We start from the raw sequence: 24,623 nt of genomic DNA, 5'->3' as shown, positions 1-24,623 counted from the left end.
GGTGGAGAGTGGGCTATTTCCTAATTAGGTTATTGATAACCGCTGTATAACCCAACTAAGGAAAGACCATGAAACAGCCACTCAACTTCCATATCATCAAGCCATTACTGATTCTTTTGCTCACTTTTCCGCTTTTTAACTTCGCTCATGCTCAAGAGGAAAACCCTAAGCAAGCAGGGATAGAAATCACGGTGAATATTAACCAAGCCAGCTCTGAAGAACTTTCTGCTCTTTTGACCGGAATTGGCATGTCAAAAGCGCAAGCGATCGTTGATTACCGACAGAAAAACGGACAATTTGCAGCGGCTGAAGATCTGACCAAAGTTAAAGGTATTGGTGCTTCAATTTTAGAAAAGAACCTTGAGCGAATTAAACTGTAAAATTTTCAGCCAGTGTTTGGCTGGCTGAACACTTCAATTCCATTCTAAATCCCATTCTTACTGGCACCCGCCTACCATTCGCATTATAATTCATTGCCGCGACCAACTAGGAAAATAGAAGCCTAGATAATAATGAAAGTGGAGTAAAAGATGTCCTCACAAACACCGGTAATTACGGTAGATGGACCAAGTGGTGCAGGCAAAGGCACCCTTTGTATGTTATTGGCGAAACAACTCAATTTTAATTTGTTAGACTCTGGCGCGATATATCGTGTTCTCGCTTTAGCAGCCTTACATCATGGGGTTGATGTTGAGTCGGAAGACGCCTTAGTTCCTTTAGCGACTCATCTTGATGTCCAATTTATTGCTGAAGGTGACTTAGTTAAGGTTATTCTCGAAGGCGAAGATGTCTCTGGAGAATTGCGTAAAGAAGAGACTGGCATGGCGGCATCGAAAGTGGCTGCCTTTCCGCGAGTTCGTGAAGCATTGCTGCGTCGTCAGCGAGCGTTTGCTGATGGCCAAGGTTTGGTCGCAGATGGTCGAGATATGGGCACCATCGTATTCCCAGAAGCCCAAGCAAAAATATTCCTAGATGCAAGTGCTGAAGAAAGGGCGGCTCGCCGTATGAAGCAGTTGCAAGACAAGGGGCTAGATGTTAAATTTGACGCCCTTTTAAGCGAGATCCAAGAAAGGGATGATCGCGATCGTAACCGCCCTGTTGCGCCTTTGCGCCCTGCGGACGATGCATTAGTGCTCGATTCAACCTCCTTGTCTATCGACGAGGTCGTGGTTCAAGCACTACAATATATAGAATCTAAACTGGCAAGCTCACTATAAAGCTTGTCTGATAGAGCGTTGGTCGCAAGGATGATGACTGGCGAATTTAATAACCCCATGTGGTAGGACACCCGTGGACGTTTAATTTATTGAAGATTAACTAAATGACTGAATCTTTTGCTCAACTCTTTGAAGAGTTTCTAAACGAAACTGAATTTCAACAAGGCAGCATCGTTAAAGGTACTGTAGTAGCTATCGAGAACGGTTTCGTTCTTGTTGACGCTGGTCTTAAATCTGAGTCTGCTATCCCAGCTGAACAATTCAAGAACGCTGCAGGCGAACTTGAAGTTGAAGTTGGCGCTGAAGTAGACGTAGCTCTAGACGCTGTTGAAGATGGTTTCGGTGAAACTCAACTTTCTCGTGAGAAAGCGAAACGTCACGAAGCTTGGATCGTTCTTGAGAAAGCATACGAAGAAGCTGAAACTGTTGTTGGTATCATCAACGGTAAAGTGAAAGGCGGTTTCACTGTTGAACTAAACGGTATCCGTGCTTTCCTTCCTGGTTCTCTAGTAGACGTACGTCCTATCCGTGACACTGCTCACCTAGAAAACAAAGAGCTAGAGTTCAAAGTAATCAAGCTAGACCAGAAGCGTAACAACGTTGTTGTTTCTCGTCGCGCAGTAATCGAATCTGAGAACAGCGTAGAACGTGAAGAGCTTCTAGAAACTCTACAAGAAGGTAGCGAAGTTAAAGGTATCGTTAAGAACCTTACTGACTACGGTGCGTTCGTAGACCTAGGTGGTGTTGATGGTCTTCTACACATCACTGATATGGCTTGGAAACGCGTTAAACACCCATCTGAGATCGTTAACGTTGGTGATGAAATCACTGTTAAAGTTCTTAAGTTCGACCGTGAGCGTACTCGTGTATCTCTAGGTCTGAAACAGCTAGGTGAAGATCCATGGGTAGCAATCGCTAAGCGTTACCCAGAAGGTCACAAACTAACTGGTCGCGTTACTAACCTAACTGATTACGGCTGCTTCGTAGAAATCGAAGAAGGCGTTGAAGGTCTAGTACACGTTTCTGAAATGGATTGGACTAACAAGAACATCCACCCATCTAAAGTTGTTAATGTTGGCGACGAAGTTGAGGTTATGGTTCTTGAAATCGACGAAGAACGTCGTCGTATCTCTCTAGGTCTGAAACAGTGTAAAGCTAACCCATGGCAATCTTTCGCTGAAGCGCAAGCTAAAGGCGACAAAGTAACTGGTAAGATCAAGTCTATCACTGACTTCGGTATCTTTATCGGTCTTGATGGCGGCATCGATGGTCTAGTTCACCTATCTGACATCTCTTGGAACGTTCCAGGTGAAGAAGCAGTACGTGAATTCAAGAAAGGCGACGAAATCTCTGCAGTAGTTCTAGCTGTAGATGCAGAGCGTGAGCGCATTTCTCTAGGCATCAAGCAAATGGAAAACGACCCATTCAATGCTTACGTTGCTGACAACAAGAAAGGTACTCTAGTTAACGGTACTGTGACTGCTGTTGATGCTAAAGGCGCAACAATTGAACTTGAAGAAGGCGTAGAAGGTTACATCCGCGTTTCTGAAATTTCACGTGACCGCGTTGAAGATGCTTCTCTAATCTTGAGTGTTGGTGATAGCGTTGAAGCGAAATTTACTGGCGTTGACCGTAAAAACCGCGTAATCAACCTATCTATCAAAGCGAAAGACGAAGCTGAAGAGCAAGAAGCAATGGCAACACTGAACCAAGACGAAGGTGGTTTCGGTAACGCTATGGCTGACGCATTTAAAGCTGCAAAAGGTGAATAATTTCACTTTTTGATCAAAAAGGAGCCTTAGGGCTCCTTTTTTATTTCCCGCAAACCTAACAATATTTGTACAAATTATGACAGGAATTGTTATGCAGCTTGGACAAAAAACGCTAGAATTATACCCAAGTGTTTGTTGGAATTGATATTACTTACTATAATAAGTGATAAATTACTCTAAGAGGGAAACTATGACTAAGTCTGAATTAATTGAAAGACTCTGTGCTGAGCAAACACATCTTTCGGCGAAAGAGATTGAAGACGCAGTTAAAGATATTTTGGAGCACATGGCATCAACACTGGAACGTGGAGACAGAATCGAAATTCGCGGTTTCGGTAGTTTCTCTCTTCATTACCGCGAACCACGTGTCGGACGTAACCCAAAAACTGGGGATAAAGTGGAGTTAGAAGGTAAATTTGTGCCTCACTTCAAGCCAGGTAAAGAGCTACGTGAGCGAGTGAATGAATCTCTCTAGCTGATCTTTGCAATGATACACCAAAAGGCGGCATACTATCGTGTGCCGTTTTTTTATGGTATCGATACGTAATATTCTCATGGTTTGTTACGAACTTTTACTGCATAATCTTATCCGCTACTTTGCTAAGGTGATGGAACATGAAAATTATAAAAATCATAGCTGTGCTTGCTCTTTTCCTTATCGCTCTGGCTCTTGGATCTCAGAACCAAGATGTCGTGACTTTCAATTATTTGCTTGCACAGGGTGAGTTCCACCTATCTACATTACTTGGTGTTGTGTTTGTGATTGGTTTCGCTATCGCATGGCTAATCTTTGGTGGTTTGCATTTGAAATCTCGCATGCAAGTTCGCAAACTCAATAAACAGTTGAAGAAACTCTCAGCCATTACTGACAAAGCTGAGGAGCAAAAAAAAGCATAAATTACACACGGATAGGCACAATACTCAATGCTTGAAATACTCTTCTTGTTACTGCCGATTGCCGCCGCCTATGGCTGGTACATGGGGAATCGCAGTGCTCAGCAAGATAAGCAGAAGCAGTCCAACCAGATATCACGTCAATATGTGACAGGTCTGAACCTATTACTTTCAGACCAATCCGATAAAGCGGTTGATCACTTTATCGAGCTGCTACAGGTCGATAATGAGACCATAGATACCCACTTAGCGCTAGGGAACTTGTTTCGTTCGCGCGGAGAGGTTGATCGCGCTATTCGTATTCACCAGAACTTGATTTCACGTTCAGGGTTAACCATTGATCAAAAAAATATTGCGCTGCAACAGTTAGCCAAAGATTACATGGTGTCCGGGTTTCTTGACCGAGCAGAAAAAATCTTTGAGCAACTTGTTGATGAACCCGATCACAAAGAAGCGGCGCTATATCAACTTGTTTCGATTTATCAGCAAACCCGAGAATGGGAAAAAGCGATTCACTACGCCAGTATTTTGGTAAAAGCCGGTAAGCGACGTATGCGCTCCGCGATTGGTCACTTCTGGTGTGAGTTAGCCATGCAGCAGCAAGCTGATGGCCATAACGAAAAAGCCATTCAATACTTCAAAAAGGCATTACAAGAAGATAAGCGTTGCGTGCGCGCAAGTATTGCACTCGGCAAACTTTATCTAGGGCGCCAAGACTATCAACAAACGGTCGAGTATCTGACTCAAGTTTTGGAGCAGGATTCTGACTTCATCAGCGAAGTTTTGCCAACGCTGGCCGATTGTTATCATCATTTAGGGCAAGAAGACCAGTTGCTGGACTTTCTCCGCCAATGTATCGCGAGTAAGGCCGGTGTGTCTGCGGAGTTAATGCTCGCCCAATTGGTGGCGCAGCATGAAGGCGCAGGTTCTGCTCAAGAAATGTTGACTCGCCAACTGGTGAAGAACCCGACAATGAAAGGTTTTTACCGTCTAATGGATTACCATTTGCTCGAGGCGGAAGAAGGGCGTGCTAAAGAGAGTTTAGGGACGTTACAAAAGCTCGTTGGTGAGCAATTGAAAGTGAAACCTCATTACCGTTGCCGTAAATGTGGATTTTCAACGCACTCGTTATATTGGCATTGTCCTTCCTGTAAAGGGTGGGGGACCATTAAGCCAATTCGAGGATTGGATGGTGAATAATTTTTGAAATGCAGCTACGACGTTAGCTGCATTTTTTTGACCAATTGTAAAACGCACTCTCGTGCACAAATCATTGATGTAGAAGTTTTAATTAATGGGAGATGAAATGACCGACCAGAAAGTAATCGTGGCATTAGATTATGCAAATCAAGCAGACGCATTCGCATTTGTCGATAAGATTGATCCAAATTCCTGCCGCTTAAAAGTGGGCAAAGAGATGTTCACTCTGTTTGGTCCTGATTTTGTAAAACAACTTCATCAACGTGGTTTCTCGGTATTTTTGGACTTAAAATTTCATGATATTCCTAATACATGTTCTAAAGCCGTACGAGCTGCGGCGGAGCTTGGTGTGTGGATGGTCAATGTGCACGCGAGTGGCGGAGAGCGCATGATGCAAGCTTCGCGTGAGATACTTGAGCCTTATGGCGCACAGCGTCCTCTGCTCATTGGTGTAACAGTACTGACCAGTATGGAACAGTCTGACCTTAACGGTATTGGTATTGACGTGACGCCGCAACAGCAGGTTCAGCGTTTGGCGACCTTAACTAAAAATTCTGGCCTAGATGGCGTTGTTTGCTCGGCTCAAGAGGCGAGTATGCTGAAAGCCGAATTAGGCGCTGACTTTAAGTTGGTTACGCCAGGTATTCGACCTGCGGGCTCTGAGGTGGGCGACCAGCGCCGCATTATGACGCCAGTTGAAGCGATGTCTGTTGGATCTGATTACCTTGTGATTGGCCGGCCGATTACTCAGGCGCAAGATCCTCAAGGTGTTTTGCAGCAAATTAATGCCTCGTTAGCTTAATGTTAGCTTAATAAAGAAAGCCCTTTACGGGCTTTCTTTTTATCGAGTTGGAGAACCACTGTGAAACTTAAAATCGCTATCTGGCGATGAGATCAGTTCGGCTTCTACCTGCCTAAAATGCTGTATTCTTGGTGTAATATCATCGTTAGATATAGACTGGGCGAGCGCTAAGTAGTCCTGATAATGTCTCGCTTCAGAACGAAGAAGAGACACATAAAACTTGCCAATTTCTTCGCTGAGGTAAGGCGCCAGTTTGGCAAATCTTTCGCAGGATCTCGCCTCGATAAATGCGCCAATCACCAGTTTATCTACCAACGCTTCGGGCTCATATGTTCGAACATGTTTAATCATTCCTTTCGCATAACGTGAAGCAGGAATGGGTTCATAGACAAAGCCATTATCTTCGATAATTTCCAGTACTTGATAAAAATGATGTAGCTCCTCTCGAATCAGCAAGACCATTTTATCGATCATATCTTGTCCATAAGGGCAGCCTGCTCTTGGCTTAATTAATTTTGATAGTGTGTTTTTGCCTTTTAGACTCTCACGATCTCCAATTAATTTGTACGCGTACTGCTCATAGGGAGCGACAAGCTGAGTGATACTCTCTATCCCTTCTGGTGTTAGCGCGTAGCGCTTGAGGAGAAACACAGCGCTTTGAGCCGCTTTTAATTCACACAATAAGTGATCGCGAAGGATAATCGGTAAACTTGTCGGCTTCTGGGCTTGTTCAATCCAAGCTTCGGGCGTTGTACAACCGAGAAATTGATGAATGGGAGTTAAGAGTTCTTGATACATGATACTGGTTTATTTAACAAAGCTGGCGCGAGTTTATCATGAATAAAAAGCGGAGGTGAATTAAGTACAGTATGGGCCGGGTAATCGACAGCGGTGAAATCAAAAAAGCCGCCCAAGTTCGGCGGCTTTTACTGTGTAAGTTTGGATAATCTACCACTTTTTCTTTTCGCCAAAAAGGACGTCCATATCGTCTTGGCGTTCTTTTTCTTCAATCTGTTGTAACTGCTCTGCACTTCGGCTTTGACGTTTTTGCTCAAGTTCATCTAGCATTGCTTGAAGTTTGTCACGAGCTTGGAGTGAGTAGTTATCATTTTTTGTAGAAAGAACGTCTAAGCCTTTCCGCAACAGTTGCAATGCGGTGCCTGGCTGACCACGTACGATGGCATCTTTTGAGCGTTTAATGACGTTTTCAATGTTGATGCGTGTTTGAATGGTTTCAAGTCGGCCGTTTTCCGCAACATAAGCTTGAGTATCAAAGCGGCCTTTATTGTGTTCTGAGCGAATAGTATCTCGAAGGCGTTTAACCAACTTCAGCATGACAATGGCTTGTTTATCACTACTTGGGACTTTAAAGGCACTGCTATCACCGCCTTGGTAATTTTCTTGCAGTTGCTTAATTTGTTGCTTTACTGATTCTACGCGCTGTTCCAATTGACGATTTTTAGGGTCTAGCTCGTACATATTGGTGAGTGCGTCTAAAATTCGATTATTCAAACAGACCAAAAGTTCTTTACTGTATGGGAGGTGATGGGCGTGGCCAATCAGTTCTTCCGTTGCGTCGATAATAGCGACATAACGAGCACTCTCTTGTTTTCGAGCACTTTCTGCTTTGACCTTATATTGCAACATAATGTTGTAACCAAGGATAAGCACTAGCAAGACAACAACTAGAGCAATAATAAGAGCTATATTCATAAATCCCATAATTTCAATTCAACCGGCTAATACTAAGGATACACTATCCTGTTAAAACACTGCAGTTATAAATAAAATCAATCGTATCACCCTTTTTATTAGTTAAGCGATGTAAACCGTAGTTCTGGAAGCTTTTCTGAGCGATGGATTACAAATAAGTGGCTAATTACGTGATTTTGTTTACTTAATCAACAGTCTCAATGATTTTTACTATTAATTTAGTTTAATCGGCGTTATAACTAAATATTATAAACTATGTTCTCCAACCAAAGAAACACTCAACGCCTACGAGGTCGGTAATGAAGTTACAGCAGCTGAAGTATATTGTTGAAGTCGTCAACCATAACCTGAACGTGTCCGCGACGGCCGAAAGTCTATATACTTCCCAGCCAGGGATAAGTAAGCAAGTCAGATTGTTGGAAGATGAGCTCGGCATTCAGATTTTCGAACGTAGTGGCAAGCATCTTACCCAAGTCACTTCAGCGGGTGAAGACATTATTCGCATTTCCCAAGAGATTTTGTCGCGTGTTGAGAGTATCAAGGCAGTGGCAGGTGAACATACCCATCCAGAAATGGGGACTCTCAATATATCAACGACTCATACTCAAGCTCGCTATGCACTACCTGAAGTTATAAAAGGGTTTACGACTCGCTACCCTAAAGTCTCTTTGCATATGCATCAGGGCACCCCAACTCAGCTTTCGGAGGCGATTGCCAAAGGGACTGCGAACTTTGCGATTGCGACTGAAGCGCTCCATCTGTATCAAGATGCGGTGATGCTGCCTTGTTATCACTGGAATCGGTCAATTGTGGTTCCTAAAGGCCATGCATTGGCGCAAAAAGACAAAGTCACGATTGAAGAGTTAGCGGCTTATCCTCTTGTGACCTATGTCTTTGGATTTACAGGGCGTTCTGAACTGGATACTGCTTTTAATCGCGTTGGTCTCACCCCTAAAGTTGTATTTACCGCCACTGACGCAGACGTCATTAAAACGTACGTCAAAATGGGAATGGGCGTTGGTGTGATAGCCAGTATGGCAATCGATGAAAAACAAGATACCGATTTGGTGGCGATTGATGCCAGCCATATTTTTGGTGCCAGTACGACGAGTATCGGTTTTCGTCGCGGAACATTTTTACGGTCCTATATGTTTGATTTTATGGAACGTTTTGCTCCGCATTTGACCCGTCCTGTGGTTGAACAGGCGATTTCTCTCAAGTCTAATGCAGAAATCGAGGAAATGTTTAAAGATATTGAATTGCCAGTTCGCTAGTAATAACGCTTTGTGCTCGCCGTATCACCCCTTAAAATGCACTCTGTTTTGAGGGGGATGTATGCAAAATAGATTAGCGTTTCTTGACGCATTTTTAATTCAACATCAAACGCTGTGGCGTTTTGAACCTTTTCAGCTCTCTCGACATCCCGCTTACCCTTGGCAGGGTAGTCATCATGAGCTTTGCCAATGGTTAGACAGATTATCATTTCCCGAGGTCGATGCGCTTTTGGCGTCTGAGGCTGATTTGCTACGGCATCTTGCGCCTTATATTCAGGACCTACAACAAGCGGCAAAGTATACTGAATTCGCAACGATTCATTCGGCGTTGCCTGCACTTTCTTCGGTTTTAGACAACGGAATACCCGGACGCAAACTCTCGCAGATTCAAGCACTAAGCGCTCATGCATTGTCATCGTCATTCGGTGACAGTTGGCTAGAGTGGTGTGCGGGGAAAGGATTTTTGGGGCGTCAACTGTGTGTGCACTCTTTAAAGCCGGTGCTGAGTCTCGAGTACCAACAGGGGTTATGCGATGCAGGAGAGACGCTGGTGAATACGCTGGGTATTACAGGGCAGCAATTTCAGCAGATCGATGTTCTGTCAGAGGAGGTCGACGCGTTTGTGCAGCCTTCTCAACATGCAGTTGCTCTTCATGCTTGTGGTGATCTTCATCAAACGTTATTGCGTAAGGTGGTTGAGCGTGGTTTGGTGGCCACGACGATTTCTCCTTGTTGTTATCATCTAACAGCGTCTGAATCATACCAACCATTGTCGGGGTATGGTCAAGCCTCAAGCCTAAACCTCACGCGGCAAGAGTTACGAATTCCACTGCAGCAAATCGTCACCGGTGGTGAACGGGTTAAGCGCCATCGCCAGCAAGAAATGATCTTTCGACTCGGGTTTGATGAATTACTGCGCGCCGAACTGGGGTATCAACAATATTTACCTATTCCTAGCATCAAAAAATCGTTACTCAGCCAGGGCTTTGAGGCATTTTGCCGCTGGGCTGCAGAGCAAAAAGATCTCACCCTTCGTAATCAACAGTTTGAGCATTACCAACAGTTGGGCCAGCAACGTTTTGAGCGTATGGAAAAGCTCAGCTTAGTGCAGTCGGCTTTCAAACGGATTTTGGAGGTCTGGCTTGTGTTGGACAAGGCCTTGTATCTGCAAGAGCATGGCTATCAAGTCGCGGTGAATGTGTTTTGTTCGCGCGAGGTCACCCCACGAAATTTGGTGATTCAGGCAACAAAGCCAAGTGAATAACTACGTAACTCTCTTTTTTGTTATATCAAGCTAAAAACCTGCTTCCCTTTAGATAAACTTATTGGTAATAATGAAGTTAAGTGCAGGAAATGTGCACTCGACTAATAATTATATAACACAACATTAATAAATTGCTTAAATCAAGGAGTTAAGATGAAAGCAACCAAAGCTATTGCGACGGCCGTTCTCGCTGGCGCAGCGTTACTCTCCTCGACCAGCATTATGGCGGAAACCGCTAAAGTCGCTGTATCACAGATCGTAGAACACCCAGCTCTTGACGCAACTCGACAAGGTCTTTTAGATGGGCTGAAAGCGAAAGGTTACGTAGAGGGTGAAAATCTAGAATTTGAATATAAAACCGCGCAGGGTAACCCAGCGATTGCTGTGCAGATCGCTCGCCAATTTGTTGGTGAAAACCCCGATGTGCTAGTCGGTATTGCAACACCTACTGCTCAAGCCTTGGTGTCGGCTACCCGTTCCATTCCCGTTGTCTTTACAGCCGTAACAGACCCTGTCGGTGCGAAGTTGGTGAAAACCCTTAAGCAGCCGGGTAAAAATGTTACAGGCCTTTCTGATTTGTCGCCTGTTGAGCAGCACGTGGAATTAATCAAAGAACTTTTACCGAACGTGAAATCGATTGGTGTGGTTTATAATCCAGGCGAAGCGAACGCGGTTAGCTTGATGGAACTTCTGAAGCAATCAACGGAAAAACACGGTTTAAAGCTAGTTGAAGCGACGGCGTTAAAAAGCGCGGATGTGCAATCAGCAACCCAAGCGATCTCGGAAAAATCCGATATTATTTACGCGCTTATCGATAATACCGTTGCCAGCGCAATTGAAGGTATGATCGTGGCTGCCAATCAATCTAAAACCCCAGTATTTGGCGCTGCAACCTCGTATGTTGAGCGTGGTGCTATCGCCAGCCTCGGTTTCGACTACTATCAAATTGGGGTGCAAACCGCCGATTACGTCGCTGCGATTCTTGAAGGCAAGGAGCCTGGCTCACTCGATGTCGAAGTGGCAAAAGGGTCTGATTTGGTTATCAATAAAACGGCTGCTGACAAGCTTGGTATGACGATCCCGCAATCCGTTCTGGACCGCGCGACCAGCGTAAAATAACAAGTGATGATTATCGGCATGGCAACATGCCGACTTATTAAGCAGAAAAGGGAGTCGTTATGTCTGCTTTTGCGTTTTTTGGGGCCCTGGAAATTGGCCTCATATACGGTTTAGTCGCGTTAGGCGTCTATCTTACCTTTCGAGTTCTCGATTTTCCTGATTTAAGTGTCGATGGTAGTTTTCCGATGGGCGCCGCTGTAGCTGCGACAGCAATTGTTGCAGGAGTTAACCCATGGCTCGCAACCTTATTAGCGATGGTTGCGGGTGCCATAACAGGATGGGTGACTGCCTATCTAACGGTTCGTTGGGGCATTCTAAATCTACTTGCTTCTATCTTAACCATGATTGCTGCATTTTCGATTAACATTCGCATCATGGGACGACCAAACTTAGCTTTATTGGGTGAAGAGACGATTCTAACGCCCTTTGAGGCGATGGGGGATCCCATGTACATTCGCCCGCTTGTGGTGGCGATACTGGTGTTCCTCTCCGCGGTGTTTGTCGTGAGGTTGCTTAACAGTGATTTTGGGTTGGGGCTTAGAGCTACCGGGGTTAATGCACGTATGGTTGCCGCTCAAGGCGCAAGTACAGCGTTTTATACATACTTTTGCCTCGCCTTATCCAACGGTTTTGTCGGCTTTGCTGGAGCGCTGTTTGCTCAAACCAACAGCTTTGCTGACGTAACTTCCGGAGTGGGGACCATCGTGGTCGGCTTAGCCGCTGTGATTTTGGGTCAAACACTCATCCCTGGGCGTAAAATCTGGGTCGCGGTGATAGCGGTTATTGTTGGCTCGGTCCTTTACCGTCTTGCGGTCGCATTCGCGTTGAGTTCAGGTATGTTTGGCTTACAAGCCTCTGATCTCAATTTGGTGACCGCTGTATTGGTTGCTATCGCGTTGATTGCTCCACGACTGAAAGGAAACCTTTCATCAAAAAAGGGTAGAGCGCCTGCTCAAAGTGAAGTGGTCTCTAAGCAGGTGAAAACGTCGGGAGAAAAAGCATGATTCGTTTAGAAGATATTCAAGTGACCTTCAACCCAGGCACTATCCTAGAAAATAAAGCGTTACGCGGCGTTTCGTTGGAAGTGCCGGAACATCAATTTTTAACGGTGATTGGCTCAAACGGCGCAGGTAAATCGACGTTACTTGGCGCGGTCACCGGAGAAACACCCATGGTCGGCGGCAACGTTATCATCAATAATCTTGATGTGACTAAACAAAGGGTTGACCAACGAGCGCAGCAGTGCGCGCGTGTATTTCAAGATCCATTGGCAGGAACGTGCGGTGCACTGACTATTGAAGAAAATATGGCGATGGCTTATATGCGTGGCAAGAAACGCGGTTGGAGCATGTCATTATCATCAAAACGTCGTAAGTTATTTCAGGAGCGTATCAGCATACTCGGGTTAGGTTTAGAAGACCGGTTGGGGGATAGTATCGGGCTATTATCTGGCGGGCAGCGTCAGGCTGTTAGCCTTGTGATGGCCACGCTTTCGGACAGTAAACTATTGTTGCTTGATGAGCACACGGCTGCGCTCGATCCACGTATGGCGGCGTTTATCATTGATTTGACGAAAACGATCATTAATGAGTTTAATCTGACGGTGATGATGGTGACTCACTCAATGAAAGATGCACTTGCGTGTGGTGACCGCACGGTTATGCTTCATCAAGGACAAATTGTTCTGGACGTTGCTGGCGAGCAGCGGGCAAATATGGGCGTACCTGACTTACTCGAAATGTTTAGTAAAGTTCGAGGCGAGGAACTGACGGACGACAGCTTGCTACTTAGTTAGTGTGATGTTTACCTGCTTCTGACATTGCATTATTACAACTTGTGAGACCATTGGCTGATTTTTAATACAAGGCTCATTGACTGCTTTAGGCTGTTGATGAGTTTTATTTTTTCTATAGGTCAGTGTGATAATGAATGTTCAAAGACATTTCAGCCTACAATTTGTCTTTTTGGTCCCAGCGCTGTTGTCATTAGTTATTCTGTCCTTAGCGATCACCAATTATTATCAGACGGTAAACCGTTATATTGATGTAGAGTATTCCCGAATTCAGCGCGCTTTAACTCGTTCGACAAAGGCGGTCGCCGCAATTGATTATAGCTTTGCTGCCTTTAAAGAAAAGAGAAGTGATTTATTTTTAAAGCACAGTCGCTTAGTGGAAGATGGTTTGTGCCGTATGTGGCCTATTGATGCTTTGTTGACTGGTCAGCAAGGAACGATGGTTGCTTCACCGTTAAAAGAACTTAACTACATGATGGTGGGCTCGCCTGAAATGTGCGACCCGCAAAACCCGCTTTATCGCCGAGCTTCCCAACAGGTGGCGATGGCACCCATGCTCTCTTTCCTTCATGATTTCGACTCTTATCTTTTCGGTGTGCACTTTATCGACCGTGAAGGCTACGTTTTTTCCTCACCGGACACGTTGTCAAAAAATATTACCAAACAATTACTCGATACGATTCGAGCTCGTTCTTATTGGATAGAAGCGGCCAAAAGTGAGCCACAGATCTCTCTTGTTGGACCCAGTACATCGCGCATTATTACTAAACGTATTCTTAGTCTCGTTGTGCCTTTTTTCTTCAAAGAACAATATCAAGGCATGATCTCCTTGGATATTGACGCGCCCAAATTACTGCAAAACAGCCAAGTATTGGCCAGCAATATTCGTATCATCAACACGCGTGATGAAACTATTCCTTTTAGCGCCCGTAGGGTACACAAGATTGAGCTTCCAGAGGTGCAAACTCATCATGCGCTGTATTATCAAATTGATTGGGGAAGTGAAGTTCAGCGCTTTTTTGCGCTCGAAAAATATAGCCTAATCGTAATTGCGTTTATCTATATGCTGTCAGTGATTGTTTTGTTTTATGTGAACAGCAATATGGAGCGTAGCCATTTTAAAGCGCTGGCGGCTAAGGATCCGATGACTGGATTATTGAATCGTCGTGGCTTAGAGGACTTTTGGCGCAATACGCTTAAATCGGGTGATATTGCACTGGCGGTGCTGGATATCGATAATTTCAAATCGATTAACGATACCTATGGCCACGATATCGGTGACAAAGTCATTTGCTACATGGCGGATAAAATCGAACACAACATTCGCGGCACCGATGCGGCGGCGCGTTTTGGTGGTGAAGAGTTTGTTATTTATTTGACTTGTGGTGACCGTGACCAAATGCAAACCATTATGCAACGTATTAAACAGCAAATTTGTGAAGATTCACACTTGATTATAAACGGCGGATTTACCGTTTCTGGTGGGGTTAAGGTAACGCGAGTTTCTGAACGTAGCGACTTTGAAAAACTGTTCAAAGCCGCGGATGAAAAATTGTATATTGCGAAAACGTCTGGCAAGAATCAGTTGGTGTTTTAAGCGCAAGCCGTTAACTGAGCATGAATGTCGGTGATGGTATCGACAATCGGTGCTGCTTTATTATAACGACGAATTGAGCGGAAGAGGTCATCTGCTTGCTGATATTCTTGGCGTAAGTACGAAAGCCATTGCTTAATTCGGTTTGGGTAATACAGTCCTTTATCCCCTTTAATCTCATAACGTGAGTAGGCGATCATCAAGCGAACAACATCGTGCCATGGCATTGATGAATGGTTATATTTCACCATATTGCCAAGGTTAGGAATATTAAATGCGCCGCGGCACACCATGAGAGAGTCAACCCCCGTCGTTTCAAGGCATCGCTGCCCATCTTCATATCCCCAAATTTCGCCATTAGCGATCAGCGGAATTTGATGGCGTTGACGAATTTGGCGGATGTATTCCCACTTGATGTGCTCCGCTTTGTATCCAGCCATCTTGGTACGAGCGTGGACGGTAAGCTCGTTTGCTCCTGCTTGTTCAACGGCGTCAACAATTTCAAAGCAGTCATCCGGATTTTCCCACCCTAAACGGATTTTCGCTGTAACGGGAATATCATCAGGAACCGCATCGCGGCAAGCTTTGACAACTTGATGGACGATTTCTGGATGCTGAAGTAGGGCAGCCCCTCCTTTGCTTTTATTGACCGTTTTCGCAGGGCAACCGAAATTAATATCAATGCCTTTGGCACCAAGCTCTGCGGCAAAGTGGGCATTCTCTGCCATCCATTTAGGATCTTGTCCGAGTAACTGTAAGTGAACAGGAACGCCCGATTTGGTCATGGAGCCATGTTCAAGTTCAGGACATAGACGATGGAATACGTGGGCGGGCAGTTTTTGGTCGACAACACGAACGAACTCCGTCACACAAAGATCATAGTCATTAATCTCGGTGAGTAGTTCGCGCATTAAATGGTCTAAAACGCCCTCCATCGGGCCTAAAACAAGTCGCATGGATTGTCCCTCTAAAATCAGACGCAAGATTCTAGAGGGAATGCGAACGAATGTCACCCTATTCAGTGACCTCGAAGGCTGGCTTTGGTTATAATGGCGCTAAGTTAGATCATAAAAGCGATACCCAATGAGTTATTCTCTCGTTAGCATTCTCCAAACCGCCGAGCTGGATGAATCCGAATATTTTATTGAAGGTGCAATCTTAGCTGCCAACATTAGCCGCGAACCGCTGGATCCAAATACATGGTTAACGCCACTTTTTGGTGACCAAAGTTCTTTCTTAGCCGAAAAGGTAACAGAGCAGATTCACCAACAGTATCATGCGCTTAAGCGTGGTGATTACTCGTTACTCGACCTTGTACATTACCCACAAAGTCAAGAGCCATTAGCGGATTTCGCTGAAGGATTTATGCAAGTTTGGCCAGTCGTCGAGCCTTTGTGGCAACAAGCGACGTTAGCGGATGGTACGGCGCGAATGCTTCAAGCGTTACTGACAGTGATGATGCTCGCGATTGATGAAGAGCAAACGCAGCAGCAAATGAAACAAGCTGGCTTCGAGCATCCGCCGGCATTATCAGAGTTGGCGCCTCAACTTGATTTAATGATTAATGAAGTCGCGTTAGCGGCAGATGAAGCATTAATGGGTGGAAAATCGCAAAGTGTGAACCCATATAAACAGACAGGGCGTAATGATCCATGCCCTTGTGGTAGCGGCAAAAAGTTTAAGCAATGCTGTGGGAACTAAACCACAAAATTTTTACCTAACGCGATCATATCGCTGAATAACTCAGTGAAAAATGCAATGAAAATAAAGGCGTTAGCCAACGGAGCGAATTGAATGAAGAAATTGTTAGCGTTATTTTTTGTGAGTATGAGTGCAATCGCTGCACCGAAAGACGTATTAAACCAACGTTTGCAATTGACCGAGGGTTTCAGTGCCGACTTTTCTCAAATCGTGACTGCGCCGGACGGGGAAGTGGTCATGGAAGGTGAAGGCCAAGTTGAAATTGCACGTCCAAGCCTCTTTCGCTGGACCACGACTCAGCCGGATGAGAACATTCTTGTTTCCGATGGTAAAACGTTGTGGTACTACAGCCCATTTATTGAGCAAGTTAGTATCTACTGGCAGGAGCAAGCGACTGAGCAGACGCCGTTTGTGCTCCTGACACGTAATCGTGCTAGTGATTGGGACAACTACAACGTGACGCAAGACGGAGATGTGTTCACCCTGACTCCAACCGCTGCTGATAGTAACCAAGGTCAATTCAAGTTAGAAATTGGCGCTAAAGGCGTTGTAAAAGGTTTTGGGGTCATTGAGCAAGATGGTCAGCGCAGCCAGTTCACGTTTGATAACGTGGATCTTTCCACACCAAGCAAAGATCGCTTCACCTTTGAGATTCCACAAGGCGTCGAGGTGGACGACCAAAGGGATTAATGTTGAGTAATTACACATTAGATTTTTCCGGCGACGAAGATTTTCGTCCTCTTGCTGCCCGAATGCGGCCGCAAACCATCGAGCAATACATTGGTCAGCAACATTTGTTGGCGCCTGGAAAACCGCTGCGCAAGGCATTGGAAGGCGGGCACATTCACTCGATGATTTTGTGGGGGCCTCCTGGGACAGGGAAGACAACCTTAGCGGAAGTCGCAGCAAACTACGCCAATGCGGAAGTTGAACGAGTTTCAGCCGTCACTTCGGGTGTGAAAGATATTCGTGCGGCGATTGATAAAGCGCGAGAAAACAAAATGGCGGGGCGTCGCACCATCTTATTTGTTGATGAGGTGCATCGCTTTAATAAGTCGCAGCAAGACGCATTTTTACCTCATATCGAAGATGGAACAGTCACATTTATCGGCGCAACAACGGAAAATCCATCGTTCGAGCTCAATAACGCTCTGCTTTCACGTGCTCGTGTTTACAAATTAACCTCACTATCGAACGCAGAAATACGTCAGGCGCTTGATCAAGCGGTTGCTGATCAACAGCGCGGATTGGGTGCTCAACCAGCCACGTTTGTCGATGATGTCCTTGATAGGTTATCTGAACTGGTCAACGGGGACGCGCGCATGTCACTCAATTACCTTGAGCTACTGTTTGATATGGCGCAAGAGAATGAGCAAGGTGACAAAGTCATTACTCTTGATCTGCTGGCCCAAGTGGCGGGAGAGAAAGTCGCACGTTTTGATAATAAAGGTGACGTTTGGTATGACTTGATTTCAGCGGTTCACAAATCCATTCGTGGTTCCAATCCCGATGCTGCGCTGTACTGGGCGGCTCGCATGATGACGGCGGGCTGTGATCCGCTATATATCGTTCGCCGCTTGTTGGCTATCGCCTCAGAAGATATCGGCAATGCGGATCCTAGAGCGATGCAGGTGGCGATCACGGCGTGGGACTGTTTTACGCGTATTGGGCCTGCTGAAGGTGAGCGAGCGATCGCTCAAGCGATTGTTTACTTGGCCTGCGCGCCGAAAAGTAATGCGGTTTATCAGGCTTGGAAACAAGCGATGGATGACGCCATCAATCTGCCTGAGTACGAAGTACCTCACCATCTTCGTAACGCCCCGACAAGCTTAATGAAAGAAATGGGCTATGGCGCAGAATATCGTTATGCTCACGACGAACCCGGAGCGTATGCCGCTGGTGAGCGTTATCTTCCTTCGGAAATGACCGGAAAACGCTACTATCAGCCGACAAATCGTGGGTTAGAAACGAAAATTGGCGAAAAGTTAGATTACTTGGCTAGTTTAGACGCAAATAGCCCACAAAAGCGCTATGAAAATTAGTGGCTTTTGGGTATCGTTAAACGATCAATTATTTCAATAATGCGTGAACGGTTTCACGCGTTTTTTATCACAAAAAAGCATAGGATTAACAATGCTGGATTCTAAATTACTTCGAACTGAGCTGGATGAAACAGCTGCAAAATTGGCACGTCGAGGCTTTAAGCTAGACGTAGATGCGATTCGTAAACTTGAAGAACAACGTAAGTCGATTCAAGTAGAAGTTGAAAATTTACAATCCACGCGTAATTCCATCTCCAAGCAAATTGGCCAAAAAATGGCAGCGGGAGATAAAGAGGGCGCCGAAGAGATTAAAAAGCAAATCGGTAACTTAGGCAGTGATCTTGAAGCGAAAAAAGTGGAACTTGCTGAGGTGCAAACTCAGTTGGAAGAGATTACGCTTTCGGTTCCAAACGTTCCTGCCGATGATGTGCCTGATGGCCTTGATGAGTCAGAGAATGTTGAAATCTCACGTTGGGGTGAACCCAAGTCTTATGACTTTGAAGTTAAAGATCACGTCGATCTTGGCGAAATGGGTGATGGCCTAGACTTTGCCGCTGCAACTAAAATCACCGGTGCGCGTTTTATCGTCATGCGTGGTCAATTTGCTCGTTTACACCGCGCAATTGCCCAGTTTATGCTGGATTTGCATACCGAGCAGCATGGCTATACAGAAATGTACATGCCTTACTTAGTGAATGCAGATAGCTTGTACGGCACAGGTCAGTTACCAAAATTTGGCAAAGATTTGTTCCATACTGAGCCTTTGGCTGAAAAAGTGAATGATGAAGAACCGCGTAAACTGTCACTTATTCCGACGGCTGAAGTGCCCGTCACCAACTTAGTGCGTGATACCATTTCAGAAGAAGCGGATCTGCCTTTGAAAATGACGGCACATACGCCATGCTTCCGTTCAGAAGCCGGCTCTTATGGTCGTGATACTCGTGGCCTGATTCGTATGCACCAGTTCGATAAAGTTGAATTGGTTCAGATCACGAAACCTGAAGATTCGATGGATGCACTTGAAGAGCTAACGGGTCATGCTGAAAAAGTACTTCAACTGCTTGAACTTCCGTATCGTAAAGTGGTGCTTTGTGCAGGTGATATGGGCTTTGGTGCTCGTAAAACTTACGATTTGGAAGTTTGGGTTCCGGCTCAAGAGACGTATCGTGAAATCTCATCTTGTTCAAATATGTGGGATTTCCAAGCTCGCCGTATGCAGGCGCGCTTCCGTCGTAAGGGAGAGAAAAAGCCTGAACTTGTTCATACACTGAATGGCTCTGGTTTGGCCGTGGGTCGTACCATGGTGGCGATTTTGGAAAATAATCAGCAAGCGGATGGCAGTATTGAAATCCCTGCAGTACTGCAAAAGTACATGAATGGCGCGACGCACATCGCTAAATGATGCTTGCTCGCGGCAAATAAAAAAACCGGCTTTAAGCCGGTTTTTTTTGTTCGACTGTCGCCGTCGGTTAACCGCAACACTTTTTGAACTTTTTACCGCTTCCACAAATGCATGGATCGTTGCGTCCAACTTTAAGTGAGCTAATTGACTGAGTTAAACGCTTATCTTTGGGTTCTGGAAACGTTCCATCAATGTAATACCACTGGTCATGTTCACGAACAAAGCGTGAACACTCTGTTAAAGCATGCTGCTGCCCATCTTGCATAAAATAGGCACTAAAGGTGACATAGCCCTCATCCTGATGTGCGCCTTTTTGACAGTCATGGACAATCAAATTTACCCAATCAGAGTCTATCGAATCGGCGATTTCTTGCCTTTGGCTCGCGGCATCACAGCTAGGATGATAGGTCTCGACCACGAAGTCGACGAGCCCAAGAACATGGGCACAATAACGTGCGCGCATGAGTTGCTCGGGTTGAGCTGCCTTTTTGACATCGTGATGAATTGGCTCACAACATTGTGAATAGAGTTTCTGGCTTTGGCAGGGGCAAAGTTGGCTCATGGGACGGTGACCTTGACACTAAAAAAGGCAGTGTAGCCACCACCGCCTATATTGTAAATTGTTAAGACATCGCGACCAAGCCAGTTGTCCATTTGACCGACGCAATGTAACAATCGCAGAGATGTTTTTCGTCTAAATCTAATGCTTGGCTTATGGTACTTACCTCTTGCCAATGGGCAAGCTCATAGGCTTTGATGAGCTTGAGTACTTGACCTAACATCCCTTGGTTATCGATTAGTGCCCGCTTGACGTCGTCATCCACAGGCATTGATGTCAATATATGTTCTAGGGGCTGATCGAGCAGAGAGTCGAGTAAGGAGAATAACCCGGTAAGAAACGCTGAACTGGCATCACAGTCGAACTGTTGATACACCAATTCACAGAATCGTGCTCTTTGTATCGACAGCGCATAGAGGTGGCTGGGTTTGGACTCTTGGGTCGAGGCGATGGCCAGTAAGGCGACAAACTTGCGCAGTTTCTCTTCACCAAGGTAGACAACCGCTTGCTTAAATGAGCGTATCTTGCTGTTGACTAATGGCGATGAGTTGGCGGTTGAGAGCAACTTATAGGATAAACTCACGTCTTGGCTGATGATTTGCTCAATGGCGGCAAAGTCGAGGTCGGCTTTGGATATCTCTTTACAGAGTTGAACGACAGTATGCAGCGCTGGTGAGAGTGTTTTGGTTTGCAACACTTCTGGCTTACTAAAGAAGTAACCTTGAAAATAATCAAAGCCTGCATTTTTCGCATGTTCGAACTCTTCATAAGTCTCGACTTTTTCAGCCAAAAATTTGATTTTGCTCTTGCTGAGTTTGTGAATAAAGCTTTGCGCCTTAGCAATGGAGACCAACCGAATATCGAATTTAATGATGGAAATATAGGGTAGAAAGCGTTTCCATTGTGGGTTCGGAATAAAGTCATCTAACGCGATGATGTATCCCAGCTCTGACATCTCTTTTACTGCATCAAGTAGGTCATCACTTGGCGGACAATCTTCCAATATTTCGATGACCAGATTGCCAGCAGGAAAGAGGGTTGGAATTCGATTGATCAGGCTTTCATAAGGAAAGTTCACAAACCCGAGACAATTGCCAAGTGTATCGTAATGTGCGGAAAAAAAGTGATCAGTGAGCAACCGGCTGGTCGCCAGTTCGGGGGAAATATCAGGAAACTTATTCTCTGGCCCATCTCGAAATAACAGTTCATAACCGATCGTGTCTTTTCGGCGATTGAGAATTGGCTGGCGAGCAATATAGGCGTAAGTCAAGGAGGCATACTTCTAACTTATCAGGTGGTTAAAAGCATAGCGTTCCAAGACTATTTTTCAAGGTTATTGTTTGAGTTCTGTGGCGTAGCAAAAGGTCGAGTTTGCAAATCCAGATGAGATTGCGTGCAAACTAACACCGAGCCTTGTTCATACCAATCACCCAGGACAATGCGATGTAAACCCTCACCGAAATGATGGATGTTCGGTCGATGCGTGTGCCCATGAATCATCAGTTTGACCTGATGTTTATGCATCACGGCTTCAACTTCGCTTTGCGTGACATCCATAATCTCCATAGACTTCATTTTTTTTGTATCGCTAATATCGCTTTGCACCTTCGCCACAATTTTCTTTTTGATCCAAAAAGGAATGCGATTAAATACCCATTGCAGCCAAGGTTGGTGAACCTTTTCTCGATATGCTAGGTATTGAACATCGTCGGTGCAAAGTGTATCACCGTGTAAGATTACGGCTGGTGTACCATAGAGATCAATGACGGTTTCGTCGCCAAGTAGGGTAACGCCTGTTTGTTTTGCAAAACGTTTACCAACTAAAAAGTCACGATTGCCTTGAGTAAAGAAACAAGGAATGCCTGCTTGGGTTAAGCGTTTGAATTCGCTTTTGATTTGCTTGGCGAAGTCAGAGTTATCGTCGTCACCAATCCAAAATTCAAACAGGTCGCCAAGGACATAAAGCGCGTCGGCGTGAATGGCTTCTTCACGCATAAAGCGGGTAAAGCAATCAGTAATTTCTGGGGCGGAAGGCGTTAAGTGCAGATCGGAAATAAACAGTGTGGTCATAATGGTCCATAGCAAGAGCGCGCTATAGCGCGCTCAACAGTATTATGCTTCGATGGTTGTGCCTGTGATGATCACTTCTTCAAGTGGAACATCTTGATGCATACCCATAGAGCCGGTATCTACTGATTTGATTTTGTTGACAACATCCATGCCTTCAACCACTTCTGCGAACACGCAGTAACCCCAACCATCTAAGCTTTCTGAACGGAAGTCTAGGAAGGTATTGTCGTTAACGTTAATGAAGAACTGAGAGCTGGCTGAATGAGGTTCCATTGTACGAGCCATCGCAAGAGTACCGACTTTATTGCTCAAGCCATTGTTTGCTTCGTTCTTGATTGACGCACGTGTTGCTTTTTCACGTAGGCCTGATTCCAAGCCGCCACCTTGAATCATGAAGCCATCAATGACGCGGTGGAATAGGGTATTGTCATAGAAACCATCACGGCAGTATTGAAGGAAGTTAGCGCTTGTTTCTGGCGCTTTTTCTTCGTTTAGCTGAATTTTGATGTCACCAAAATTTGTGTGAAGGGTGATCATGATTATTACCTTTATTAACTGATTTAGAGTTGAGAACGAGATTCTATATTAACTTTCTCGATAATTATATGTGAAAAGTGAATAGTGGGAGCAAGGATTGACCGTTTAGGTCTTCTTTTCCCGTGCGGAGGGGATTACTAACCGCAAGCAAGTTGGTATACTAGCCAACAATTTTTACTATCAAATATCAGACAGAGATCATGCTAAAGATATATAACACACTGACGAGACAAAAAGAGGAATTCAAACCCATCAATGCCGGTAAGGTTGGCATGTACGTGTGTGGTGTCACTATTTACGATCTCTGCCATATTGGCCACGGACGTACGTTTGTTTCATTTGACGTCGTTTCGCGTTATCTGCGCTACCTAGGCTATGATTTAACCTTTGTTCGTAACATTACCGATATTGACGATAAAATCATCAAACGTGCAGCAGAAAATGGTGAAACTTGTGACTCCCTCACTGAACGTTTGATTGGCGAAATGCATGCCGATTTTGATGCGCTTAATATGAAACGCCCAGATGTTGAACCACGCGCAACCCAGTATATTGATCAAATTATTGAGTTAGTTGAAAAACTCATTGAGCGCGGTTTTGCTTATGTCGCAGACAATGGCGACGTGATGTTTGAAGTTAGCAAGTTTGATGATTACGGCAAGTTGTCTAAGCAAGATCTTGAGCAGTTACAAGCGGGCGCTCGAGTCGATGTGGAAGCCGCAAAGCGCAGCCCACTGGACTTTGTGGTTTGGAAAATGTCCAAGCCGGGTGAGCCTACATGGGAATCGCCATGGGGCGCAGGCCGTCCTGGGTGGCATATTGAGTGTTCCGCAATGAACTCATCAATTTTAGGTAACCACTTTGACATCCATGGGGGCGGCTCAGACTTACAGTTCCCTCACCATGAAAATGAAATCGCACAGTCTTGCTGTGCACACGATACTCAGTATGTTAATACGTGGATGCACAGTGGTATGGTGATGGTCGACAAAGAAAAGATGTCAAAATCGCTGGGTAATTTCTTTACCATTCGTGACGTGCTAGGCCACTATGATCCTGAGACGGTTCGTTACTTTTTAATGTCGGGTCACTATCGTAGTCAACTCAACTACAGTGAAGAAAATTTAAATCAAGCGCGTGCTGGGCTTGAGCGTTTATACACATCACTGCGCGGCCTAGACTTGAGTGTCGAGCCTGCTAACGGCGAGGAGTTTGTTAGCCGTTTCAATCAAGCGATGAATGATGACTTTAATACGCCTGAAGCTTATTCCGTATTGTTCGATCTCGCTCGCGAGATTAACCGAGTCAAAGCCGAAGATATCACCACGGCAAGTCAACTTGGCGCGCGTTTACGTCAGCTTGCTGATGTTATCGGTATTCTTCATCAAGATCCTGAACAGTTCCTACAGGGCGATGCGGGCAGCGATGATGAAGTCGCTGAAATCGAAGCGTTAATCAAATTACGTAATGACTCGCGTGCCGCCAAAGATTGGGCCAATGCCGATATGGCGCGTGACAAGTTGACTGAGATGGGAATCGTTCTTGAAGATGGCCCACAAGGGACCACTTGGCGTCGTAAGTAACGTGCGGTTTTAAAAACAAACTTTTGGTATTAGGGCTGTTTGCACAGCCCTTTTTTCTGTGTAGTAATGACTATTAGGAATCTCTTTC

General features: G+C 45.2%; 25 protein-coding genes. 18 read left to right on the top strand and 7 right to left on the bottom strand.

Annotated features, from left to right (window positions below):
* Nucleotides 1–68 precede the first annotated feature (68 nt).
* The 7 genes from M1D72_RS16755 to pyrF all read left to right on the top strand — a co-directional run bounded on the left by M1D72_RS16755 (nucleotide 69) and on the right by pyrF (nucleotide 5,885).
* On the top strand, nucleotides 69–380 hold the full coding sequence (locus M1D72_RS16755; protein WP_456295939.1) for a ComEA family DNA-binding protein: 312 nt from the start codon (nucleotides 69–71) through the stop codon (nucleotides 378–380).
* A gap of 150 nt (nucleotides 381–530) precedes the next feature.
* Nucleotides 531–1,217 carry a (d)CMP kinase gene (gene cmk / locus M1D72_RS16750; protein ID WP_390189252.1) on the top strand — a complete coding sequence of 229 codons (687 nt, stop codon included), beginning with the start codon at nucleotides 531–533 and terminating at the stop codon, nucleotides 1,215–1,217.
* 104 nt (nucleotides 1,218–1,321) lie between these two features.
* Complete coding sequence (rpsA, locus tag M1D72_RS16745; RefSeq protein WP_390189254.1) at nucleotides 1,322–2,989, top strand: 30S ribosomal protein S1; 1,668 nt, start codon at nucleotides 1,322–1,324, stop codon at nucleotides 2,987–2,989.
* Between the two features lie 190 nt (nucleotides 2,990–3,179).
* Nucleotides 3,180–3,464: an integration host factor subunit beta gene (ihfB, locus tag M1D72_RS16740; protein WP_390189256.1), complete on the top strand. Its 285-nt coding sequence runs from the start codon at nucleotides 3,180–3,182 to the stop codon at nucleotides 3,462–3,464.
* 140 nt (nucleotides 3,465–3,604) lie between these two features.
* Nucleotides 3,605–3,886, top strand: a complete 282-nt coding sequence (locus M1D72_RS16735; RefSeq protein WP_390189257.1) for a LapA family protein — start codon at nucleotides 3,605–3,607, stop codon at nucleotides 3,884–3,886.
* A 27-nt stretch (nucleotides 3,887–3,913) separates the two neighbouring features.
* The gene (gene lapB / locus M1D72_RS16730; protein ID WP_456295938.1) at nucleotides 3,914–5,083 is read left to right on the top strand and encodes a lipopolysaccharide assembly protein LapB; all 1,170 of its coding nucleotides are present in this window, start codon (nucleotides 3,914–3,916) and stop codon (nucleotides 5,081–5,083) included.
* Nucleotides 5,084–5,189: 106 nt separating this feature from the next.
* Nucleotides 5,190–5,885, top strand: a complete 696-nt coding sequence (pyrF, locus tag M1D72_RS16725) for an orotidine-5'-phosphate decarboxylase (protein ID WP_456295937.1) — start codon at nucleotides 5,190–5,192, stop codon at nucleotides 5,883–5,885.
* Nucleotides 5,886–5,924: 39 nt separating this feature from the next.
* Here pyrF and miaE read toward each other — a convergent pair whose 3' ends face one another.
* Both miaE and M1D72_RS16715 read right to left on the bottom strand, forming a co-directional pair.
* Nucleotides 5,925–6,683: a tRNA isopentenyl-2-thiomethyl-A-37 hydroxylase MiaE gene (gene miaE / locus M1D72_RS16720; protein WP_456295936.1), complete on the bottom strand. Its 759-nt coding sequence runs from the start codon at nucleotides 6,681–6,683 to the stop codon at nucleotides 5,925–5,927.
* A 150-nt stretch (nucleotides 6,684–6,833) separates the two neighbouring features.
* The gene (locus M1D72_RS16715) at nucleotides 6,834–7,598 is read right to left on the bottom strand and encodes a DNA repair protein (RefSeq protein WP_456295935.1); all 765 of its coding nucleotides are present in this window, start codon (nucleotides 7,596–7,598) and stop codon (nucleotides 6,834–6,836) included.
* A gap of 299 nt (nucleotides 7,599–7,897) precedes the next feature.
* Here M1D72_RS16715 and cysB point away from each other — a divergent pair, with 299 nt between their 5' ends.
* The 6 genes from cysB (at nucleotide 7,898) to M1D72_RS16685 (ending at nucleotide 14,644) form a co-directional block, all read left to right on the top strand.
* Nucleotides 7,898–8,872 (top strand): HTH-type transcriptional regulator CysB, encoded by a 975-nt coding sequence (gene cysB, locus M1D72_RS16710; protein ID WP_390189265.1) that lies wholly within the window; start codon nucleotides 7,898–7,900, stop codon nucleotides 8,870–8,872.
* Nucleotides 8,873–8,933: 61 nt separating this feature from the next.
* Nucleotides 8,934–10,136 carry a methyltransferase gene (locus M1D72_RS16705; protein ID WP_456295934.1) on the top strand — a complete coding sequence of 401 codons (1,203 nt, stop codon included), beginning with the start codon at nucleotides 8,934–8,936 and terminating at the stop codon, nucleotides 10,134–10,136.
* A 153-nt stretch (nucleotides 10,137–10,289) separates the two neighbouring features.
* On the top strand, nucleotides 10,290–11,255 hold the full coding sequence (locus M1D72_RS16700; protein ID WP_456295933.1) for an ABC transporter substrate-binding protein: 966 nt from the start codon (nucleotides 10,290–10,292) through the stop codon (nucleotides 11,253–11,255).
* Between the two features lie 59 nt (nucleotides 11,256–11,314).
* Complete coding sequence (locus M1D72_RS16695) at nucleotides 11,315–12,259, top strand: ABC transporter permease (RefSeq protein ID WP_456295932.1); 945 nt, start codon at nucleotides 11,315–11,317, stop codon at nucleotides 12,257–12,259.
* Nucleotides 12,256–13,050 (top strand): ABC transporter ATP-binding protein, encoded by a 795-nt coding sequence (locus tag M1D72_RS16690; RefSeq protein ID WP_390189270.1) that lies wholly within the window; start codon nucleotides 12,256–12,258, stop codon nucleotides 13,048–13,050. Before M1D72_RS16695 ends, M1D72_RS16690 begins: the two co-directional genes overlap by 4 nt.
* A 130-nt stretch (nucleotides 13,051–13,180) precedes the next feature.
* A complete protein-coding gene (locus tag M1D72_RS16685) occupies nucleotides 13,181–14,644 on the top strand; it encodes a sensor domain-containing diguanylate cyclase (protein ID WP_456295931.1) in 1,464 nt (487 codons plus the stop codon).
* On the opposite strand, the gene dusC is transcribed toward M1D72_RS16685, so the two are convergent.
* A complete protein-coding gene (gene dusC, locus M1D72_RS16680) occupies nucleotides 14,641–15,597 on the bottom strand; it encodes a tRNA dihydrouridine(16) synthase DusC (protein ID WP_456295930.1) in 957 nt (318 codons plus the stop codon). The genes M1D72_RS16685 and dusC overlap by 4 nt on opposite strands.
* A gap of 127 nt (nucleotides 15,598–15,724) precedes the next feature.
* Between dusC and M1D72_RS16675 the strand changes: the two genes are divergently transcribed.
* From M1D72_RS16675 to serS, 4 genes are all read left to right on the top strand, one after another.
* Complete coding sequence (locus M1D72_RS16675; RefSeq protein ID WP_456295929.1) at nucleotides 15,725–16,342, top strand: SEC-C metal-binding domain-containing protein; 618 nt, start codon at nucleotides 15,725–15,727, stop codon at nucleotides 16,340–16,342.
* 93 nt (nucleotides 16,343–16,435) lie between these two features.
* Nucleotides 16,436–17,032 (top strand): outer membrane lipoprotein chaperone LolA, encoded by a 597-nt coding sequence (gene lolA / locus M1D72_RS16670; RefSeq protein ID WP_456295928.1) that lies wholly within the window; start codon nucleotides 16,436–16,438, stop codon nucleotides 17,030–17,032.
* 2 nt (nucleotides 17,033–17,034) lie between these two features.
* Entirely contained in the window at nucleotides 17,035–18,384 is a 1,350-nt protein-coding gene (locus M1D72_RS16665; RefSeq protein ID WP_456297416.1) for a replication-associated recombination protein A, read from the top strand.
* A 91-nt stretch (nucleotides 18,385–18,475) separates the two neighbouring features.
* Entirely contained in the window at nucleotides 18,476–19,786 is a 1,311-nt protein-coding gene (gene serS / locus M1D72_RS16660) for a serine--tRNA ligase (RefSeq protein ID WP_456295927.1), read from the top strand.
* Nucleotides 19,787–19,853: 67 nt separating this feature from the next.
* On the opposite strand, the gene M1D72_RS16655 is transcribed toward serS, so the two are convergent.
* The 4 genes from M1D72_RS16655 to M1D72_RS16640 all read right to left on the bottom strand — a co-directional run bounded on the left by M1D72_RS16655 (nucleotide 19,854) and on the right by M1D72_RS16640 (nucleotide 22,952).
* On the bottom strand, nucleotides 19,854–20,348 hold the full coding sequence (locus M1D72_RS16655; protein WP_456295926.1) for a YchJ family metal-binding protein: 495 nt from the start codon (nucleotides 20,346–20,348) through the stop codon (nucleotides 19,854–19,856).
* A gap of 61 nt (nucleotides 20,349–20,409) precedes the next feature.
* A complete protein-coding gene (locus M1D72_RS16650; RefSeq protein ID WP_456295925.1) occupies nucleotides 20,410–21,615 on the bottom strand; it encodes an EAL and HDOD domain-containing protein in 1,206 nt (401 codons plus the stop codon).
* A gap of 50 nt (nucleotides 21,616–21,665) precedes the next feature.
* Nucleotides 21,666–22,415, bottom strand: coding sequence for a UDP-2,3-diacylglucosamine diphosphatase (lpxH, locus tag M1D72_RS16645; RefSeq protein WP_456295924.1), 750 nt, complete (start codon nucleotides 22,413–22,415; stop codon nucleotides 21,666–21,668).
* A 42-nt stretch (nucleotides 22,416–22,457) separates the two neighbouring features.
* Complete coding sequence (locus M1D72_RS16640; RefSeq protein WP_390189289.1) at nucleotides 22,458–22,952, bottom strand: peptidylprolyl isomerase; 495 nt, start codon at nucleotides 22,950–22,952, stop codon at nucleotides 22,458–22,460.
* A 200-nt stretch (nucleotides 22,953–23,152) separates the two neighbouring features.
* Here M1D72_RS16640 and cysS point away from each other — a divergent pair, with 200 nt between their 5' ends.
* Nucleotides 23,153–24,535, top strand: a complete 1,383-nt coding sequence (gene cysS, locus M1D72_RS16635; RefSeq protein ID WP_456295923.1) for a cysteine--tRNA ligase — start codon at nucleotides 23,153–23,155, stop codon at nucleotides 24,533–24,535.
* The last annotated feature ends 88 nt before the right edge of the window (nucleotides 24,536–24,623 follow it).

Source organism: Vibrio sp. AK197, assembly GCF_053903115.1.
The sequence above is the reverse complement of the archived record's forward strand: the minus strand, read 5'-3'. Positions and strand labels throughout refer to the sequence as shown.

What these genes read in the sequence shown, in the direction of transcription:
- dusC (WP_456295930.1), bottom strand. Translation starts at nt 15,597, where the DNA reads ATGCGACTTGTTTTAGGCCCGATGGAGGGCGTTTTAGACCATTTAATG.
- lpxH (WP_456295924.1), bottom strand. Translation starts at nt 22,415, where the DNA reads ATGACCACACTGTTTATTTCCGATCTGCACTTAACGCCTTCCGCCCCA.
- rpsA (WP_390189254.1), top strand. Translation starts at nt 1,322, where the DNA reads ATGACTGAATCTTTTGCTCAACTCTTTGAAGAGTTTCTAAACGAAACT.
- M1D72_RS16640 (WP_390189289.1), bottom strand. Translation starts at nt 22,952, where the DNA reads ATGATCACCCTTCACACAAATTTTGGTGACATCAAAATTCAGCTAAAC.
- M1D72_RS16700 (WP_456295933.1), top strand. Translation starts at nt 10,290, where the DNA reads ATGAAAGCAACCAAAGCTATTGCGACGGCCGTTCTCGCTGGCGCAGCG.
- cmk (WP_390189252.1), top strand. Translation starts at nt 531, where the DNA reads ATGTCCTCACAAACACCGGTAATTACGGTAGATGGACCAAGTGGTGCA.
- M1D72_RS16685 (WP_456295931.1), top strand. Translation starts at nt 13,181, where the DNA reads ATGAATGTTCAAAGACATTTCAGCCTACAATTTGTCTTTTTGGTCCCA.
- M1D72_RS16715 (WP_456295935.1), bottom strand. Translation starts at nt 7,598, where the DNA reads ATGAATATAGCTCTTATTATTGCTCTAGTTGTTGTCTTGCTAGTGCTT.
- miaE (WP_456295936.1), bottom strand. Translation starts at nt 6,683, where the DNA reads ATGTATCAAGAACTCTTAACTCCCATTCATCAATTTCTCGGTTGTACA.
- cysB (WP_390189265.1), top strand. Translation starts at nt 7,898, where the DNA reads ATGAAGTTACAGCAGCTGAAGTATATTGTTGAAGTCGTCAACCATAAC.
- M1D72_RS16705 (WP_456295934.1), top strand. Translation starts at nt 8,934, where the DNA reads ATGCAAAATAGATTAGCGTTTCTTGACGCATTTTTAATTCAACATCAA.
- M1D72_RS16755 (WP_456295939.1), top strand. Translation starts at nt 69, where the DNA reads ATGAAACAGCCACTCAACTTCCATATCATCAAGCCATTACTGATTCTT.
- pyrF (WP_456295937.1), top strand. Translation starts at nt 5,190, where the DNA reads ATGACCGACCAGAAAGTAATCGTGGCATTAGATTATGCAAATCAAGCA.
- M1D72_RS16695 (WP_456295932.1), top strand. Translation starts at nt 11,315, where the DNA reads ATGTCTGCTTTTGCGTTTTTTGGGGCCCTGGAAATTGGCCTCATATAC.
- ihfB (WP_390189256.1), top strand. Translation starts at nt 3,180, where the DNA reads ATGACTAAGTCTGAATTAATTGAAAGACTCTGTGCTGAGCAAACACAT.
- lapB (WP_456295938.1), top strand. Translation starts at nt 3,914, where the DNA reads ATGCTTGAAATACTCTTCTTGTTACTGCCGATTGCCGCCGCCTATGGC.
- M1D72_RS16675 (WP_456295929.1), top strand. Translation starts at nt 15,725, where the DNA reads ATGAGTTATTCTCTCGTTAGCATTCTCCAAACCGCCGAGCTGGATGAA.
- M1D72_RS16735 (WP_390189257.1), top strand. Translation starts at nt 3,605, where the DNA reads ATGAAAATTATAAAAATCATAGCTGTGCTTGCTCTTTTCCTTATCGCT.
- M1D72_RS16655 (WP_456295926.1), bottom strand. Translation starts at nt 20,348, where the DNA reads ATGAGCCAACTTTGCCCCTGCCAAAGCCAGAAACTCTATTCACAATGT.
- cysS (WP_456295923.1), top strand. Translation starts at nt 23,153, where the DNA reads ATGCTAAAGATATATAACACACTGACGAGACAAAAAGAGGAATTCAAA.
- lolA (WP_456295928.1), top strand. Translation starts at nt 16,436, where the DNA reads ATGAAGAAATTGTTAGCGTTATTTTTTGTGAGTATGAGTGCAATCGCT.
- serS (WP_456295927.1), top strand. Translation starts at nt 18,476, where the DNA reads ATGCTGGATTCTAAATTACTTCGAACTGAGCTGGATGAAACAGCTGCA.
- M1D72_RS16690 (WP_390189270.1), top strand. Translation starts at nt 12,256, where the DNA reads ATGATTCGTTTAGAAGATATTCAAGTGACCTTCAACCCAGGCACTATC.